This is a genomic window from Scandinavium sp. UTDF21-P1B, assembly GCF_040750395.1.
Taxonomy (GTDB): domain Bacteria; phylum Pseudomonadota; class Gammaproteobacteria; order Enterobacterales; family Enterobacteriaceae; genus Scandinavium.
In genome coordinates, this window is sequence record NZ_JBFLVD010000006.1 from 48,728 (window position 1) to 63,537 (window position 14,810).

General features: G+C 56.1%; 14 protein-coding genes. 9 read left to right on the forward strand and 5 right to left on the reverse strand.

The genetic code is table 11. The annotated features are described in order from the left end of the window. Nucleotides 1-134 precede the first annotated feature (134 nt). Nucleotides 135-1,316 (forward strand): acetyl-CoA C-acetyltransferase, encoded by a 1,182-nt coding sequence (locus AB1287_RS03065; protein WP_312628567.1) that lies wholly within the window; start codon nucleotides 135-137, stop codon nucleotides 1,314-1,316. 97 nt (nucleotides 1,317-1,413) lie between these two features. On the opposite strand, the gene AB1287_RS03070 is transcribed toward AB1287_RS03065, so the two are convergent. Beyond that, entirely contained in the window at nucleotides 1,414-1,536 is a 123-nt protein-coding gene (locus AB1287_RS03070; protein ID WP_435616904.1) for a hypothetical protein, read from the reverse strand. Between the two features lie 252 nt (nucleotides 1,537-1,788). Here AB1287_RS03070 and kduI point away from each other — a divergent pair, with 252 nt between their 5' ends. From kduI to AB1287_RS03090, 4 genes are all read left to right on the forward strand, one after another. Continuing rightward, complete coding sequence (gene kduI / locus AB1287_RS03075) at nucleotides 1,789-2,625, forward strand: 5-dehydro-4-deoxy-D-glucuronate isomerase (RefSeq protein ID WP_435616905.1); 837 nt, start codon at nucleotides 1,789-1,791, stop codon at nucleotides 2,623-2,625. Nucleotides 2,626-2,685: 60 nt separating this feature from the next. Beyond that, nucleotides 2,686-3,447 carry a 2-dehydro-3-deoxy-D-gluconate 5-dehydrogenase KduD gene (kduD, locus tag AB1287_RS03080; RefSeq protein WP_435616906.1) on the forward strand — a complete coding sequence of 254 codons (762 nt, stop codon included), beginning with the start codon at nucleotides 2,686-2,688 and terminating at the stop codon, nucleotides 3,445-3,447. A gap of 334 nt (nucleotides 3,448-3,781) precedes the next feature. Continuing rightward, the gene (gene wzz(fepE) / locus AB1287_RS03085) at nucleotides 3,782-4,918 is read left to right on the forward strand and encodes an LPS O-antigen length regulator Wzz(fepE) (RefSeq protein ID WP_435616907.1); all 1,137 of its coding nucleotides are present in this window, start codon (nucleotides 3,782-3,784) and stop codon (nucleotides 4,916-4,918) included. Nucleotides 4,919-5,029: 111 nt separating this feature from the next. Further along, entirely contained in the window at nucleotides 5,030-5,722 is a 693-nt protein-coding gene (locus tag AB1287_RS03090) for an aspartate/glutamate racemase (protein WP_435616908.1), read from the forward strand. Here the strand turns inward: AB1287_RS03090 and AB1287_RS03095 are convergent. Further along, on the reverse strand, nucleotides 5,709-6,656 hold the full coding sequence (locus tag AB1287_RS03095) for a LysR family transcriptional regulator (RefSeq protein WP_435616909.1): 948 nt from the start codon (nucleotides 6,654-6,656) through the stop codon (nucleotides 5,709-5,711). The two genes, AB1287_RS03090 and AB1287_RS03095, sit on opposite strands and share 14 nt — an antisense overlap. A gap of 121 nt (nucleotides 6,657-6,777) precedes the next feature. On the opposite strand from AB1287_RS03095, the gene lysA reads away from it, so the two are divergent. Further along, the gene (gene lysA / locus AB1287_RS03100) at nucleotides 6,778-8,040 is read left to right on the forward strand and encodes a diaminopimelate decarboxylase (protein ID WP_435616910.1); all 1,263 of its coding nucleotides are present in this window, start codon (nucleotides 6,778-6,780) and stop codon (nucleotides 8,038-8,040) included. On the opposite strand, the gene AB1287_RS03105 is transcribed toward lysA, so the two are convergent. Then, complete coding sequence (locus AB1287_RS03105; RefSeq protein WP_312628553.1) at nucleotides 8,010-9,044, reverse strand: LacI family DNA-binding transcriptional regulator; 1,035 nt, start codon at nucleotides 9,042-9,044, stop codon at nucleotides 8,010-8,012. The genes lysA and AB1287_RS03105 overlap by 31 nt on opposite strands. 184 nt (nucleotides 9,045-9,228) lie before the next feature. On the opposite strand from AB1287_RS03105, the gene AB1287_RS03110 reads away from it, so the two are divergent. Then, the gene (locus AB1287_RS03110) at nucleotides 9,229-9,708 is read left to right on the forward strand and encodes a GNAT family N-acetyltransferase (protein ID WP_435616911.1); all 480 of its coding nucleotides are present in this window, start codon (nucleotides 9,229-9,231) and stop codon (nucleotides 9,706-9,708) included. Here the strand turns inward: AB1287_RS03110 and galR are convergent. Both galR and AB1287_RS03120 read right to left on the reverse strand, forming a co-directional pair. Beyond that, nucleotides 9,669-10,685: an HTH-type transcriptional regulator GalR gene (galR, locus tag AB1287_RS03115; RefSeq protein ID WP_312628548.1), complete on the reverse strand. Its 1,017-nt coding sequence runs from the start codon at nucleotides 10,683-10,685 to the stop codon at nucleotides 9,669-9,671. The genes AB1287_RS03110 and galR overlap by 40 nt on opposite strands. A gap of 396 nt (nucleotides 10,686-11,081) precedes the next feature. Beyond that, the gene (locus tag AB1287_RS03120; RefSeq protein WP_435616984.1) at nucleotides 11,082-11,417 is read right to left on the reverse strand and encodes a hypothetical protein; all 336 of its coding nucleotides are present in this window, start codon (nucleotides 11,415-11,417) and stop codon (nucleotides 11,082-11,084) included. On the opposite strand from AB1287_RS03120, the gene aas reads away from it, so the two are divergent. Together aas and lplT are read left to right on the forward strand one after the other, a co-directional pair. Then, a complete protein-coding gene (gene aas / locus AB1287_RS03125) occupies nucleotides 11,310-13,469 on the forward strand; it encodes a bifunctional acyl-ACP--phospholipid O-acyltransferase/long-chain-fatty-acid--ACP ligase (RefSeq protein ID WP_312628547.1) in 2,160 nt (719 codons plus the stop codon). The two genes, AB1287_RS03120 and aas, sit on opposite strands and share 108 nt — an antisense overlap. Then, nucleotides 13,462-14,658, forward strand: a complete 1,197-nt coding sequence (gene lplT / locus AB1287_RS03130; protein WP_435616912.1) for a lysophospholipid transporter LplT — start codon at nucleotides 13,462-13,464, stop codon at nucleotides 14,656-14,658. The genes aas and lplT overlap by 8 nt, the downstream gene beginning before the upstream one ends. Nucleotides 14,659-14,810: the final 152 nt, after the last annotated feature.

Consider the following 14,810-nt stretch of genomic DNA (forward strand, 5'->3'; position numbering starts at 1 on the left):
AATCGGTGAGATGGCAGATGAATGTTAAGTGAAGGAAAATCCCTTTGTGATAAAACTCACTTTTCGTAAACAATTGCGATAATAGTTGATAACAATGCTCTACTATAGCGCTGTTTATTTGCGCAGAGGTCGGGATGAAAGACGTCGTTATCGTAGGTGCTGTACGTACGCCTATCGGCTGTTTCCAGGGCGCGCTCTCGCGCTTTACCGCGGTCGAATTGGGTAGCGTCGTGGTGAAAGCGCTGGTTGAACGCACCGGGCTGGATCCGCTGGCGGTCGATGAGGTGATCCTCGGGCAGGTGCTGACGGCCGGTGCCGGGCAGAACCCTGCGCGTCAGTCGGCCATCAAGGGCGGATTGCCGAATACCGTTTCGGCCATCACCATAAACGACGTATGCGGCTCTGGCCTGAAGGCGCTGCATCTGGCGACCCAGGCGATTCAGTGCGGTGAAGCCGATGTGGTGATCGCGGGCGGCCAGGAGAACATGAGCCGGGCGCCGCATGTGCTGACCGACAGCCGCACGGGCGCACGACTGGGCAACAGCCAGCTGATAGACAGCCTGGTCCACGACGGCCTGTGGGATGCCTTCAATGATTACCATATGGGCGTGACGGCGGAAAATCTCGCCCGGGAATACGGCATATCGCGTGAGCTGCAGGACGCCTGGGCGCTCAGCTCCCAGCAAAAAGCGCGACGAGCCATTGATTCAGGCCGCTTTCGCGATGAGATCGTGCCGGTGGTGAATCTGCAAAAAGACGGGCTGGCGCAGGTGGTGGACACCGACGAACAGCCGCGTACCGACGCCAGCGCTGAAGGCCTGGCGCGTCTGATGCCGGCGTTTGATTCGCTCGGTTCAGTGACCGCCGGGAACGCCTCATCCATCAACGATGGCGCGGCGGCGGTGATGATGATGAGTGAATCGAAGGCGCTGGAGCTGAACCTGCCGATCCTCGCGCGCATTCGTGCGTTTGCCAGCGTCGGGGTCGACCCGGCGCTGATGGGCATTGCCCCGGTTTATGCCACGCGCCGCTGCCTGGAGCGGGTGGGCTGGCAGCTCGCCGATGTCGATCTGATTGAGGCCAATGAGGCATTTGCCGCCCAGGCCATTTCAGTAGGTAAGGTACTGGAGTGGGATGAAAAGCGCGTCAATGTTAACGGCGGAGCCATTGCGCTCGGGCATCCGATTGGTGCGTCCGGCTGCCGTATTCTGGTATCGCTGGTGCATGAAATGATCAAGCGGGATGCCCGCAAGGGGCTGGCGACGCTGTGTATCGGCGGCGGTCAGGGCGTTGCGCTGGCAGTAGAGCGCGAGTAGTTTTTTCTTTTTCCCCATCGGGCCTCCAGCGGAGGCCTTTTTGTTTGGGCAAAAAAAAGCCCTTCACGAGAAAGGGCAAGGCCAGTTACAGAAACACTCAGCTCACTTCTGGTGATGGCTGGGGTACATATGAATCAGCCAGCAACTTATCAAAACGCTGTTTTATTTTTCGTGATGCTTTACGCAATTTTCCTAATTTTCTCCTCTCCTTTGTTTTCATGTCGGTTTTCCTGCTTTCACTGTTCTTTTTTAAAGATGCGATAATTTACTGTTTTTAAATGTTTTTTACCTTTTGCGTTGCGCTGAGTCCCTGCACGAACGTGATCGATTCTGCATTTTAGGGATTTTAATGCAGAAAATGTGAAACGCTGTTTTATTTATAATTGAAAACGGCCCGGTGGAGGACTAAGATGGCCTCAACGGAAAAGCGAAACTGCTTTTCAAAATGGATAACCCTATACCGGAGGTCAATGTGGACATCAGACAAAGCATCCACAGCGCACACGCCAAATCCCTCGACACGCAGGCGATACGGAACGAATTTTTAGTGGAGCAGGTGTTTGTCGCCGACGAGTACACGATGGTTTACAGCCATATCGATCGCATTATCGTGGGGGGCATTAAGCCTGTGACGAAAAGCGTTTCCGTCGGCGGCGAAGTGGGTAAACAGCTGGGGGTGAGCTATTTCCTCGAACGCCGTGAGCTGGGCGTTATCAACATCGGCGGGCCGGGCACCATTACCGTTGATGGGAAATGCTATGAAATCGGCCATCGCGATGCGCTGTACGTTGGCAAAGGGGCGAAAGAAGTGGCGTTTGCCAGCATCGATGCCGCAAAACCCGCGAAGTTCTATTACAACTGCGCCCCGGCGCACACCACCTATCCGACCAAAAAAGTGACGCCGGCGGACGTCGCCCCGGTGACGCTTGGCGATAACCTCACCAGCAACCGTCGCACCATCAACAAGTATTTCGTGCCGGACGTGCTGGAAACCTGCCAGCTCAGCATGGGGTTGACCGAACTCGAACCGGGCAACCTGTGGAACACCATGCCGTGCCACACCCATGAGCGCCGGATGGAAGTCTATTTCTACTTCAATATGGCCGATGACGCCTGCGTATTCCACATGATGGGACAACCGCAGGAGACGCGGCATATCGTTATGCACAACGAACAGGCGGTGATCTCGCCGAGCTGGTCGATTCACTCTGGCGTCGGCACCCAGGCCTACACCTTCATCTGGGGCATGGTGGGTGAAAACCAGGTCTTTGATGATATGGACCACGTTGCCGTGAAAGACCTGCGCTAAGCCGCAGACAGCCAACCCTTTGCCTGTCTGAATCAGGCGCGAAATGAGTAAGGAAATTTTATGATTCTCGATACATTTTCTCTGGCAGGTAAAGTTGCCGTGGTGACCGGCTGTGATACCGGTCTGGGTCAGGGCATGGCGATTGGCCTGGCGGAAGCGGGCTGCGATATCGTCGGCATCAACCTCGTAGAACCGACAGAGACCATTGAGCAGGTCACTTCACGCGGACGTCGTTTCCTCAGCCTCACCGCTGACCTGCGTCACATCGACAGTATTTCACAGCTGCTGGCGCGTGCGGTAGCGGAGTTCGGTCATATCGATATTCTGGTTAATAATGCCGGATTGATTCGCCGTCAGGACGCGCTGGAGTTCAGCGAAAAGGACTGGGACGATGTGATGAACCTGAACATTAAGACCGTATTCTTTATGGCGCAGGCCGCGGCGAAGCACTTTATCAGCCAGGGCAATGGCGGCAAGATCATCAATATTGCTTCCATGCTGTCGTTCCAGGGCGGGATCCGCGTGCCGTCCTACACCGCTTCCAAGAGCGGCGTGATGGGCGTGACGCGCCTGCTGGCAAACGAATGGGCTAAGCACGGCATCAACGTCAATGCGATTGCACCGGGCTACATGGCGACCAACAATACCCAGCAGCTGCGCGCCGACGAGCAGCGCAGCGCGGAAATTCTGGACCGCATCCCGGCCGGACGCTGGGGCCTGCCGTCAGATTTGATGGGGCCGGTGGTGTTCCTGGCCTCCAGCGCGTCTGATTACATCAACGGCTACACCATCGCGGTAGACGGCGGCTGGCTCGCCCGGTAAGGCCATCGATATCCTGAAAGGTAACCCTGCTTAGCGGCAGGGTTTTTTATATTCACAAAATATATTAATAAACATAATAAATTACCCTGTTTATCAAATACGATGACCGTGAACAGGTCATTCGCTCTGGCTATAAATTTTATATCACACCGTATTTCAACTGCCGATATTGGTAGGTTTCCTGAAATAATGCTGATATTCATCAACCTTCTTCTCATCGGATATAGCCAAGCGAAGCTTATTTTTTCATCATGGTGAAAGAAATGGTTTTCAGAATAATCCGAGAGGGATATATTAACCCGCAAGTGCTTCTACAAAAAAAGACCTACTTATCATGTCAACTATGGATGTTAAACCGCAAGAGGACGCGATCGTCTCCTTCCCTCGTCCTGCGCTACCGGCTCGTCAGCCGCAAGAAATCGATCTGCTGGCGCTGACAGAAATTCTCTGGAAAGCCAAAAAACGTATCCTGAGCGTGGTCTTCTGCTTTGTTTTATTGGGGCTTGCCGTGAGCCTGATCCTGCCGCAAAAATGGACCAGCAGTTCGGTTATCACTCCCGCTGAACGCAATCAACTGGTGCCGCTTGACCGGCTGCTGGCGACGGTTCAGGTCCTGGATGTCGATCTCAGTATCGACAGCACCAATATCTTTGAGATGTTTATCAAGAAGTTTAATTCGTCCGTATTGCTTGAAGAGTATGTCAAATCCTCCCCTTCGCTGATGAGCCAGTTTGACGATGTGGATGTTGACCCCAGAGAGTTACACCGTGCCATTGTGGCGGTATCCGAGCGTATGAAAGCCGTAGATGATGCAGGCAACAAAAAAGAGCCCGTTACGCCTTACCATTCCTGGACGCTCTCTTTTACGGGCCCGCAGGCTGAAGAAGCACAGTCAATCCTTGCTGGCTACATGCAGTTTGTGGAGGATAAAGTGGTCTTACAGACCATGGCTAATATCCATGACACCGTGATGATGAAAGTGCAGGTAGAAAAGCAGCGCCTGGCGCTCGATCGTGCTCAGCTGGAAAATGCCAAAAAGGCAAAAATTAAGCGTCTGAATTATTCTCTGCAGGTGGCCAAAGCGGCGGGGATTAATAAGCCGGTCTACAGTAATGGTCAGGCGATTAAGGACGATCCGGATTTTTCCGTGACCCTGGGGACTGAGGGGATCAATAAAAAGCTGGAAATCGAAAAGTCGATTACGGACGTCTCTGAGCTGAATGCGGAAATCCTTAACCGTGAATATCGCCTGCAGCAGCTTGAAGCCCTGAATATCAAAGATATCAAGTTCCCGGTAGTGAATTATCAGCTTTCTCCTTCTTTACCGATGAAAAAAGAGGGACCTGGCAAGGCGCTGATTATTCTGCTGGCGGCGATCGTCGGCGGTCTGCTGGCAAGCGGCGGCGTGCTGTTGCAGCAGGCCGTTCGTTCCCGCCACGACCTGGCGTTATTGGACGGACAGGCGTTGTGATACCGGCCGCCCGGTTTATTTAACGAAAAGGAGGCGTTTGCCTCCTTTTTTCTGCCTGCATGGCAGTGGTAAGGTTGTTTGACCGTGATAAACACTCAGAAAGGATCGTCCATGAAAACCATCGGCCTGCTTGGCGGCATGAGCTGGGAATCCACCCTCCCTTACTATCGTTTGATTAACGAAGGCATAAAGCAGCGCCTGGGCGGTCTGCATTCCGCGAAAATCCTGATGCACAGCGTTGATTTCCACGACATTGAAGCCTGCCAGTCGGCGGGGGAGTGGGACAGGGCCGGGGAGATGCTGGCGCAGGCGGCGGCAGATCTCGAAAGCATTGGTGCAGAGGGTATCGTGTTGTGTACCAACACGATGCATAAGGTCGCTTCGCATATTGAATTGCGCTGCGCTGTACCTTTTTTACACATTGCTGATGCGACCGGTCGCGCCATTGAGAAACAGGGCGTGCGCAACGTGGCGCTGTTAGGGACCCGTTACACGATGGAACAGGATTTTTATCGTGGGCGCCTGGAACAGGAGTTTGCGCTGAACACGCTGATCCCCAATGCGGAAGAGCGCGCACGTATCAACCAGATCATCTTCGAGGAGCTGTGCCTTGGCACCTTTAGCGAAGCGTCCCGCGCGTACTATGTGCAGGTGATTGAACGCCTGATGAGCGAAGGCGCTGAAGGCGTTATTTTTGGCTGCACGGAGATTGGCCTGCTGGTGTCGGAAGATCGCAGCCCGCTGCCGGTGTTCGATACTGCTGCGCTGCACGCTTCTGACGCCGCCGATTTTATGCTTTCCTGACGCCGCTGAGCGTCTCTTCCAGAGATTCAGCCAGCGTCCGGACGCTGCCTTGCAGGTGCGCTATAAAGGCATCGACCAGGGCGGAACCGGGCCGGTGCTGCGGGCGGATCAGGCTGACGGTAAACGGCACATCCACGCTCAGGCGGCGAATGACAACGCCGCTACTTTCGCCGCTCCAGGCATAATCCAGCGCGGTGAAGGGGTTCACCACGGAAATCCCTACGCCCGCCCGCACCATCGCGCAGACTGACGCTGCGCTGTGCGTTTCTACGACCATCCGACGATGAACCTCATGCCCGGTGAACAGGCTATCCAGCAGCTGGCGATAGCTGTCCGTTCGTGACAGGCTGACGTAGTTCTGACCGTCGAAATCCTGAGGCGTCAGCACTTCTTTTGCTGCCAGCGGGTGCTTCGCGGGCAGCACGCAAACTTCATTCATGCTCAGCAACGGCGTGCGTTCGGTGCCCGGCGGCGTATGCAGCGTTTCGGTTAAGCCTAAATCGTGGCGCTGGGCGGAAAGCCACTCCTCCAACAGCGGCGACTCCTGCGGCACAATTTGCAGACTGACGCCCGGGAAGCGGGCGAGAAACGGCTGCAGCAGCGCCGGTAAGAAGGACTGTGAAAATACCGGCAGACAAACGACGGAGAGCTCGCCCTGGCGAAACTCACGCAGGCTTTCGGCGGTGCTCAGAATTCTGTCCAGCCCGTACCAGGAGCGCTGAACCTCTTCAAACAGACGCAGGCCTTGCACGGTCGGGTGCAGGCGACCGCGAGTACGATCGAAGAGCTTCAACCCCAGCACTTTTTCAAGTCTCGCCAGCTCGCGGCTGACCGTTGGCTGCGAGGTGTGCAGCATCGCAGCGGCTTCGGTCAGGTTGCCGGTGGTCATCACGGCATGAAAAATCTCGATGTGGCGCAAATTGACCGCGGGCATCGCGAACTCCTTTCAGAACGTTATCCATATCAATTTTGCATGAAGTCAGGATAAAGCGATATTTTTTATTCTTCCCGGGCTGTGGCGTAATCATTGAAAAGCGATTTAACCGGAGTTCACCATGCCACGCCCACTCAACAGTACCGATACCGACCTGAATGCTGAAAACCTGCTGCGCCTGCCCGCGGAGTTTGGCTGCCCGGTCTGGGTTTATGATGCCGCCATTATTCGCCAGCAGATTGCCAAACTCGGCCAGTTCGACGTGGTGCGTTTTGCCCAGAAGGCCTGCTCGAATATTCATATTCTGCGCATTATGCGCGAGCAGGGCGTGAAGGTGGATTCTGTCTCGCTGGGCGAAATCGAGCGTGCGCTGGCGGCGGGTTACGATCCGGTTGCGCATCCGGACGACATTGTTTTTACCGCTGATACGATTGACGAAGCGACGATTGCTCGCGTTGCTGAACTGAAGATTCCGGTGAATGCGGGCTCCATCGATATGCTGGCTCAGCTTGGCGCCGTCTCGCCAGGGCATCGCGTCTGGCTGCGCGTGAACCCGGGCTTTGGTCACGGCCATAGCCAGAAAACCAACACCGGCGGTGAAAACAGCAAGCACGGCATCTGGTACAGCGATATGCCGCAGGCGCTGGAGGCGATTCAGCGTTACAAGCTGAAGCTGGTCGGGATCCATATGCACATCGGATCCGGCGTGGACTATGGGCATCTGGAGCAGGTATGCGGCGCGATGGTGCGCCAGGTGATCGAGTTTGATCAGGATCTTGAGGCCATCTCCGCCGGTGGGGGGTTATCCATTCCATATCGTGATGGTGATGAAACCATTGATACGCAGCACTATTTCGGCCTCTGGAACACGGCGCGCGAACAAATTGCTCAACACTTTGGGCATGCGATTAAACTGGAGATCGAACCGGGTCGCTTCCTGGTGGCGGAGTCCGGCGTGCTGGTGTCACAGGTGCGCAGCGTGAAGAACATGGGTCGTCGCCATTTTGTTTTGATCGACGCCGGGTTTAACGATCTCATGCGTCCGTCAATGTACGGCAGCTATCACCATATTTCCGCGCTGGCGGCAGATGGCCGCGACCTGACTCAGGCCCCGCGGGTGGAAACCGTTGTTGCAGGCCCGTTGTGTGAATCGGGCGATGTCTTTACCCAGCAGGAAGGCGGCAAGGTGGAAACGCGTGAACTGCCGCAGGTTGCACCGGGGGATTATCTGGTACTGCATGATACCGGTGCCTACGGCGCGTCAATGTCATCCAACTACAACAGCCGCCCGCTGCTGCCGGAAGTGCTGTACGACAACGGCGTGGCGAAACTTATCCGTCGTCGTCAGACGATTCAGGAGCTGATGGCGCTGGAGCTGTTCTGATAAAACGGGCCGGTGGTGACCGAGTCGCGTAGCACCAGTTTTCCGGTGAAGGGCGGCAGCGTCTCTATCGGCACATCATTGGCGAGTTTGATGGCCTGATCGATGGCGGTGGTAATCATGTTGTCGATCGGCAGATACACCGTAGAAAGCCCAGGCTCAAGCCATTTGGCGCTCGGGGCATCATCGAAGCCAAACAGCGAAATGTCCTGTGGAATCCTTAACCCCGCCTGATGCAGCGCTTTCGATGCGCCCAGCGCCATGTCGTCGTTACAGGCGAACAGCGCGCTGAATTTTACCTTCTCTTCCAGCAGCTGCTGGCAAAGCTCATAGCCGCGCGTCATGCCGGAATCACCGTATTTCACCTTGCTCTGATCCCAGGCGATGCCGTGCTTTTCCAGCGCATTACGGTAGCCCTGCAGGCGCGCTTTGCCCGTTGGCGTGTGGATGGGAACGGTAATGCAGGCGATATCGCGGTGGCCCTGAGTAATCAGATAATCCACCGCCTGAAACGCGGCGTCCTGCTGCTCGAAGAACACGCAGCGATCCCGCATCTGGCTGACGTCGCGGTTGATGACCACCACGGGCATAGGGATGGAGTTGATGAGCTTCATGATTGCTTTTTCGCTCATAAAACGGGTGTAGAGCACGATGGCATCGCACTGGCGATCGGCCAGCATTTGCACGGCTTGCTCTTCACGCTCCGGCGTGTCGTGGCCATCGGTTACGATCAGCTGTTTGCCGTGCGTTTCGGTCTGGCGTGAAGCCTGCTGAAGCAGGCGACCAAAGTAGAAACCGTCAAAAGTCGAGACCACCAGGCCAATGCTGTTGCTGGTCCGGTTCGCCAGCGATCGCGCCAAAAAGTTCGGGCGGTAACCGAGCTCTTCCATGGCTTTGTACACCTGCTTGCGGGTGCTTTCTTTGACCTGACCTGTGCCGTTCAGTACGCGGGAAACGGTCGCCTTCGACACGCCTGCGCGTAGTGAGACATCCAGCATTGTTGCCATTATTCATTCCTGATACCCGATGATGGCAGCAGTTTATCACAGACATTCAGCGCCATATCTGTCGCCATCATGACAAATAACTATCGCGATCACGCTTTTGACAGCGCTTTATCCGAATTTGTTACTATAGCCGCCACTCAGGAAGTGGTCTGGGCATTAACGGCAAGCAGAAACAGGTGAGAGGATGAAAATTCAGCCGCTGTACGAGGTTCCCCAACACGCCCGCCAGGTCACCGACTGGCTGTGGCAGGCGTTTGGCGGCGTGGCGATGCCGCGCGAGTTTTTTGCCAGCATCATCGAACACAGCCAGAAGCCCGACGCGCTGCCGCTCACTTTTGTGATGACCGAGGGCGAACGCGTGCTGGCGACGGTGGGATTATGGCGCTGTGATTTAATCAGCCGTCAGGATCTTTATCCGTGGCTGGCGGCGCTGTATGTCGATGAATCCGTGCGCGGGCAGGGCATTGCTGGGGCGCTGCAGGCGCACGTGATTGACTACGCGCGGATGAAAGGGTTTGAGGAGCTGCATCTCTACTCGGCCTGCCGTGATTTCTACGAGCGGTTCGGCTGGCAGTACATCGGTGATGGCATTGAGTATCCTGCCACCACCGTACATCTCTATCGCTATGAGCTCGGCGCTTCTACCGGGGCAATCACCGAGTGACGGCGTACCAGCGTCGGGCTGAAGAGGTGAGTGATTTCCGGTAGCGGGCGTTTGTCTGCCAGCGCCAGCGCCAGCTCTGCTGCCTGGGTTGCCATGGTGACAATTGGATAGCGCACCGTGGTCAGGCGTGGGCGAACGTAACGCGACACCAGCACGTCATCAAAGCCAATCAGCGAGATTTCTCCGGGCACGTCAATCCCGTTGTCGTTCAACACGCCCATCGCGCCCGCCGCCATTGAGTCGTTATAGCAGGCAACGGCGGTAAAGTGTTTGCCGCGCCCCAGCAGTTCTGTCATCGCCTGTTCTCCGCCGCTTTCGTCCGGCTCGCCGAAGGTGACCAGCCGCTCATTGCACGGCAGGCCGCTCTCTTTCAGCGCGTCGTAATAGCCCTGCAACCGATCTTCGGCATCCGAAATAGCGTGGTTTGAACAGAGATAGCCAATCTTCGTGTGGCCCTGCTGAATCAAATGACGGGTGGCGAGCCATGCGCCATAGCGATCGTCGAGCGCCACGCAGCGTTTTTCAAAACCAGGCAAGATCCTGTTGATCAGCACCATGCCGGGGATCTGTTTCATCAGCCCGGTAAGCTCTTCATCCGGCAATACCTTGGCGTGCACCACGAGTGCCGCGCAACGGTGGCGAATCAGCTGTTCAATGGCCTGGCGCTCTTTCTTCTCATTGTGGTAGCCGTTGCCAATCAGCAGGAAATTGCCGGTATGGTAAGCCACCTGCTCCACGGCTTTCACCATCGCGCCAAAAAACGGATCGGACACATCGCCGACGACCAGGCCGATGGTTTCCGTGGACTGCTGCGCCAGCGCACGGGCGTTAGCGTTCGGATGGTAGTTGAGCGTTTCCATGGCTGAAAAAACCGCCTGACGTGAGGCATCGCTGGCTTTGGGAGAGTTGTTGATCACCCGGGAAACGGTGGCGACGGAAACACCTGCCATCCGGGCCACATCCTTAATTGTCGCCATATAGGGCCTTATGATGAGGGAAAACGGTTACACCCGTTTAGTGTTACGGAAAACCCAGTGCTGTTCAAGGTTAAGCGCATGCAGGCTTATGCAAATGTGATGCAGCGTGGCGCGCGGTGAAAAAAGTTACACAGCACCTCACGGGCAATTGAAAACGAAAAAGGGTAATTCAAACCTTTAGTTACACTTTGCGATTGGCTGTTGCGAATGAGTGCTGGAGGATTTATCAGCGCCGTTGATACTCTGATTATCCCAGAGGTATTGATAGGTGAAGTCGACCCCCTTAGGGAAGGCCACTTGATTACACCAACCTGCGCAGATGCGCAGGTTTTTTTTGTCCTGAATTTCATATCTGTAACAGTAAAGGCTAATCGTAACAGATGGTTGCACTTCGGCTCATTCCTTTGCGTTTTCTCGCTGGCGGGAATCAGGTGCAAAAGCCACAATCTGGATCCCAGAGGTATTGATTGGTGAGAATTCTTTGGTACGATTTTCGTACTTCTCTCTTGCACCGACCTGCGCAGATGCGCAGGTTTTTTTTGCCCGAAATCTGCCGCCGCCCTGCTTTTCCTGCTGCATCTCGTGTACCCTGCAAAAAGTCATTTTTTGCCAAATGGAGTTGATATGCTGCTGGGCTTTTTCCGCTTCCTTTTCAGAGTTCTTTTTCGGGTCAGGCTGACCGGGAATACGGCGGCGCTCCGCCAGTCGAAAGTATTGATAACCCCAAACCACGTCTCTTTTATTGACGGCATTCTGCTGGCGCTGTTTTTACCTGTACGTCCGGTGTTTGCGGTCTATACCTCTATCAGCCAGAAGTGGTTTATGCGCTGGCTGGCGCAGCTGATTGATTTCGTTCCGCTCGATCCGACCAAACCGATGTCGATAAAGCATCTGGTGAGGCTGGTAGAGCAGGGCCGTCCGGTGGTGATTTTCCCCGAAGGGCGCATCTCCATTACCGGTTCACTGATGAAAATTTACGACGGCGCGGCTTTCGTGGCCGCAAAATCTCAGGCCGTGGTGGTGCCGGTGCGCATTGAGGGGGCAGAGCTGACGTTCGCCAGCCGCCTGAAAGGCCTGGTGAAACGCCGCCTCTTCCCCCGTATCCAGCTGCACATTCTGCCGCCGACCACGCTGCCAATGCCGGATGCGCCGCGCGCCCGCGATCGCCGCAAAATTGCCGGGGAAATGCTGCATCAGATTATGATGGAAGCCCGAATGGCGGTGCGTCCGCGCGAAACGCTGTACGAGGCGCTGCTGTCTGCGCAGCATCGCTATGGCGACCGGAAACCGTGCGTCGAAGATATCAACTTTCAGCCGGATAACTACCGCAAGCTGCTGACCAAAACGCTGTTCGTTGCGCGTATCCTCGAAAAATACAGTACGCAGGGCGAAAAAATTGGCCTGATGCTGCCGAACGCCGCCATCAGCGCGGCGGTCATCTTTGGTGCGATTGCCCGCGGGCGTATTCCGGCAATGATGAACTACACCGCGGGCATTAAAGGGCTATCCAGCGCGATAACGGCGGCAGAAATCAAAACGATTTTCACCTCCCGTACCTTCCTTGATAAAGGCAAGCTGTGGCATCTGCCGGAACAGCTGACCCAGGTACGCTGGGTGTTTCTGGAGGATCTGAAGGGCGACATTACGCCGGTCGACAAGCTGTGGATCTTTGGCCATCTGCTGGTGCCGCATCTGGCTCAGGTCAAACAACAGCCGGAAGATGCCGCCATCGTGCTGTTTACTTCAGGCTCTGAAGGTCATCCAAAGGGCGTGGTGCACAGCCACAAAAGCATTCTGGCCAACGTCGAGCAGATCAAAACGATTGCAGACTTCACCGCCCGCGATCGCTTTATGTCCGCGCTGCCTCTGTTCCACTCCTTTGGCCTGACGGTTGGTCTGTTTACGCCGCTGCTGACCGGGGCTGAAGTCTTCCTCTACCCAAGCCCACTGCATTACCGCATTGTGCCGGAGCTGGTCTACGATCGTAACTGTACCGTGCTGTTTGGCACCTCGACCTTCCTTGGCCACTACGCCCGTTTTGCTAACCCGTATGACTTCCATAAAGTGCGCTACGTGGTTGCCGGGGCAGAAAAGCTACAGGAAAGCACGAAGCAAATCTGGCAGGACAAATTCGGCCTGCGCATTCTGGAAGGCTACGGCGTCACCGAGTGCGCGCCAGTCGTCTCCATCAATGTGCCAATGGCGGCGAAGCCTGGTACCGTCGGGCGCATTCTGCCAGGGATGGATGCGCGTTTGCTCGCCGTGCCGGGCATCGAAGAAGGTGGGCGCTTGCAGCTTAAAGGCCCGAACGTAATGAACGGCTATCTGCGCGTGGAAAACCCTGGCGTGCTGGAGTTGCCGACGGCAGAAAACCAGCACGGTGAAGTGGAAACGGGCTGGTATGACACCGGCGATATCGTCCGCTTTGACGAGCAGGGCTACGTGCAGATTCAGGGGCGTGCAAAACGCTTTGCGAAGATTGCGGGCGAGATGGTGTCACTGGAGATGGTTGAGCAGCTGGCACTCGCAGTTTCACCGGATAAGCTTCACGCGACGGTGATTAAAGAGGATGCGAGCAAAGGTGAGGCGCTGGTGCTGTTTACCACCGATGCCGAACTGACTCGCGAGAAACTCCAGCATCAGGCGCGCGCAACCGGCGTACCGGAGCTTGCGGTGCCGCGCGATATTCGCTTCCTCAAACAGCTGCCGGTGCTGGGCAGCGGCAAACCCGATTTTGTCACCCTCAAACAGCAGGTCGATAAGGCGGACGCTACCGATGAGTGAGTCAGTACACACTAACACTTCGCTGTGTTCGAAAGGCATGATGGCGGTGCTCTGCGCCCAGTTCCTCTCGGCCTTCGGCGACAACGCGCTGCTCTTTGCCACCCTTGCTCTGATGAAGCAGCAGTTCTACCCGGACTGGAGCCAGCCGGTATTGCAGATGGTGTTTGTGGGTGCTTACATTCTTTTCGCGCCGTTTGTCGGGCAATTTGCCGACAGCTTCCCGAAAGGCCGGGTGATGATGGTTGCCAACAGCCTGAAGCTGATTGGCGCGGCGTCCATTTGCGTTGGCGTGAACCCGTTTATCGGCTACACGCTGGTGGGGGTTGGTGCTGCGGCTTACTCTCCGGCGAAGTACGGCATTCTCGGTGAACTCACCACCGGCGATAAGCTGGTGAAGGCGAACGGGCTGATGGAGTCTTCGACCATTGCTGCGATCCTGCTGGGCTCCGTGGCGGGCGGCGTGCTGGCTGACTGGCACGTGCTGGCGGCGCTTGGCGTTTGTGCACTGGTTTACGCGGGTGCCGTGGTGGCGAACCTGTTCATTACGCGTCTGCCTGCGGCAAGAGCGGGACAATCCTGGCGCTTCAACGCGATGACCGGCAGCTTCTTCGCTGCCTGTAAAACCCTGTGGCGCAATCGCGAAACGCGTTTTTCTCTGGTCGGCACGAGCCTGTTCTGGGGCGCGGGCGTAACGCTGAGATTCCTGCTGGTGCTCTGGGTGCCGGTGGCGCTTGGCATCACCGACAACGCCACGCCGACCTATCTTAATGCCATGGTTGCCGTCGGGATTGTTGTGGGGGCAGGCGCTGCGGCGAAGCTTGTCACGCTGGAAACCGTTGCCCGCTGTATGCCTGCGGGCGTGCTGATTGGCGTTGCGGTGGTGATTTTCGCGCTACAGCACACGCTGCTTCCGGCCTATGTCCTGCTGTTCCTGCTGGGCGTTTGCGGTGGTTTCTTTGTCGTGCCATTGAATGCGCTGTTACAGGAGCGAGGTAAGTACACGGTAGGAGCCGGGAATGCGATAGCGGTGCAGAACCTCGGTGAAAACAGCGCGATGCTGATAATGCTGGGGCTCTACTCGCTGGCGGTGATGGTGGGTATTCCTGTTGTCGGCGTCGGGATTGGCTTTGGTACGCTGTTTGGGCTGGCGATTATTGCGCTGTGGGTATTTGGAAAAAACGCCCGGTAAAACATTGCCCGGCGGCAAAGATAGAAGTAAGGCCTTCTTTTTGGAAGAAGGCCTTTAGTGTGTGCTCCCTCTCCCTGTGGGAGAGGGCACTCGTTCGCACTTCACGCCGATCATAAAGGCGCCGGGTAGCGTGTAGGCCGGATAAGCGTCAG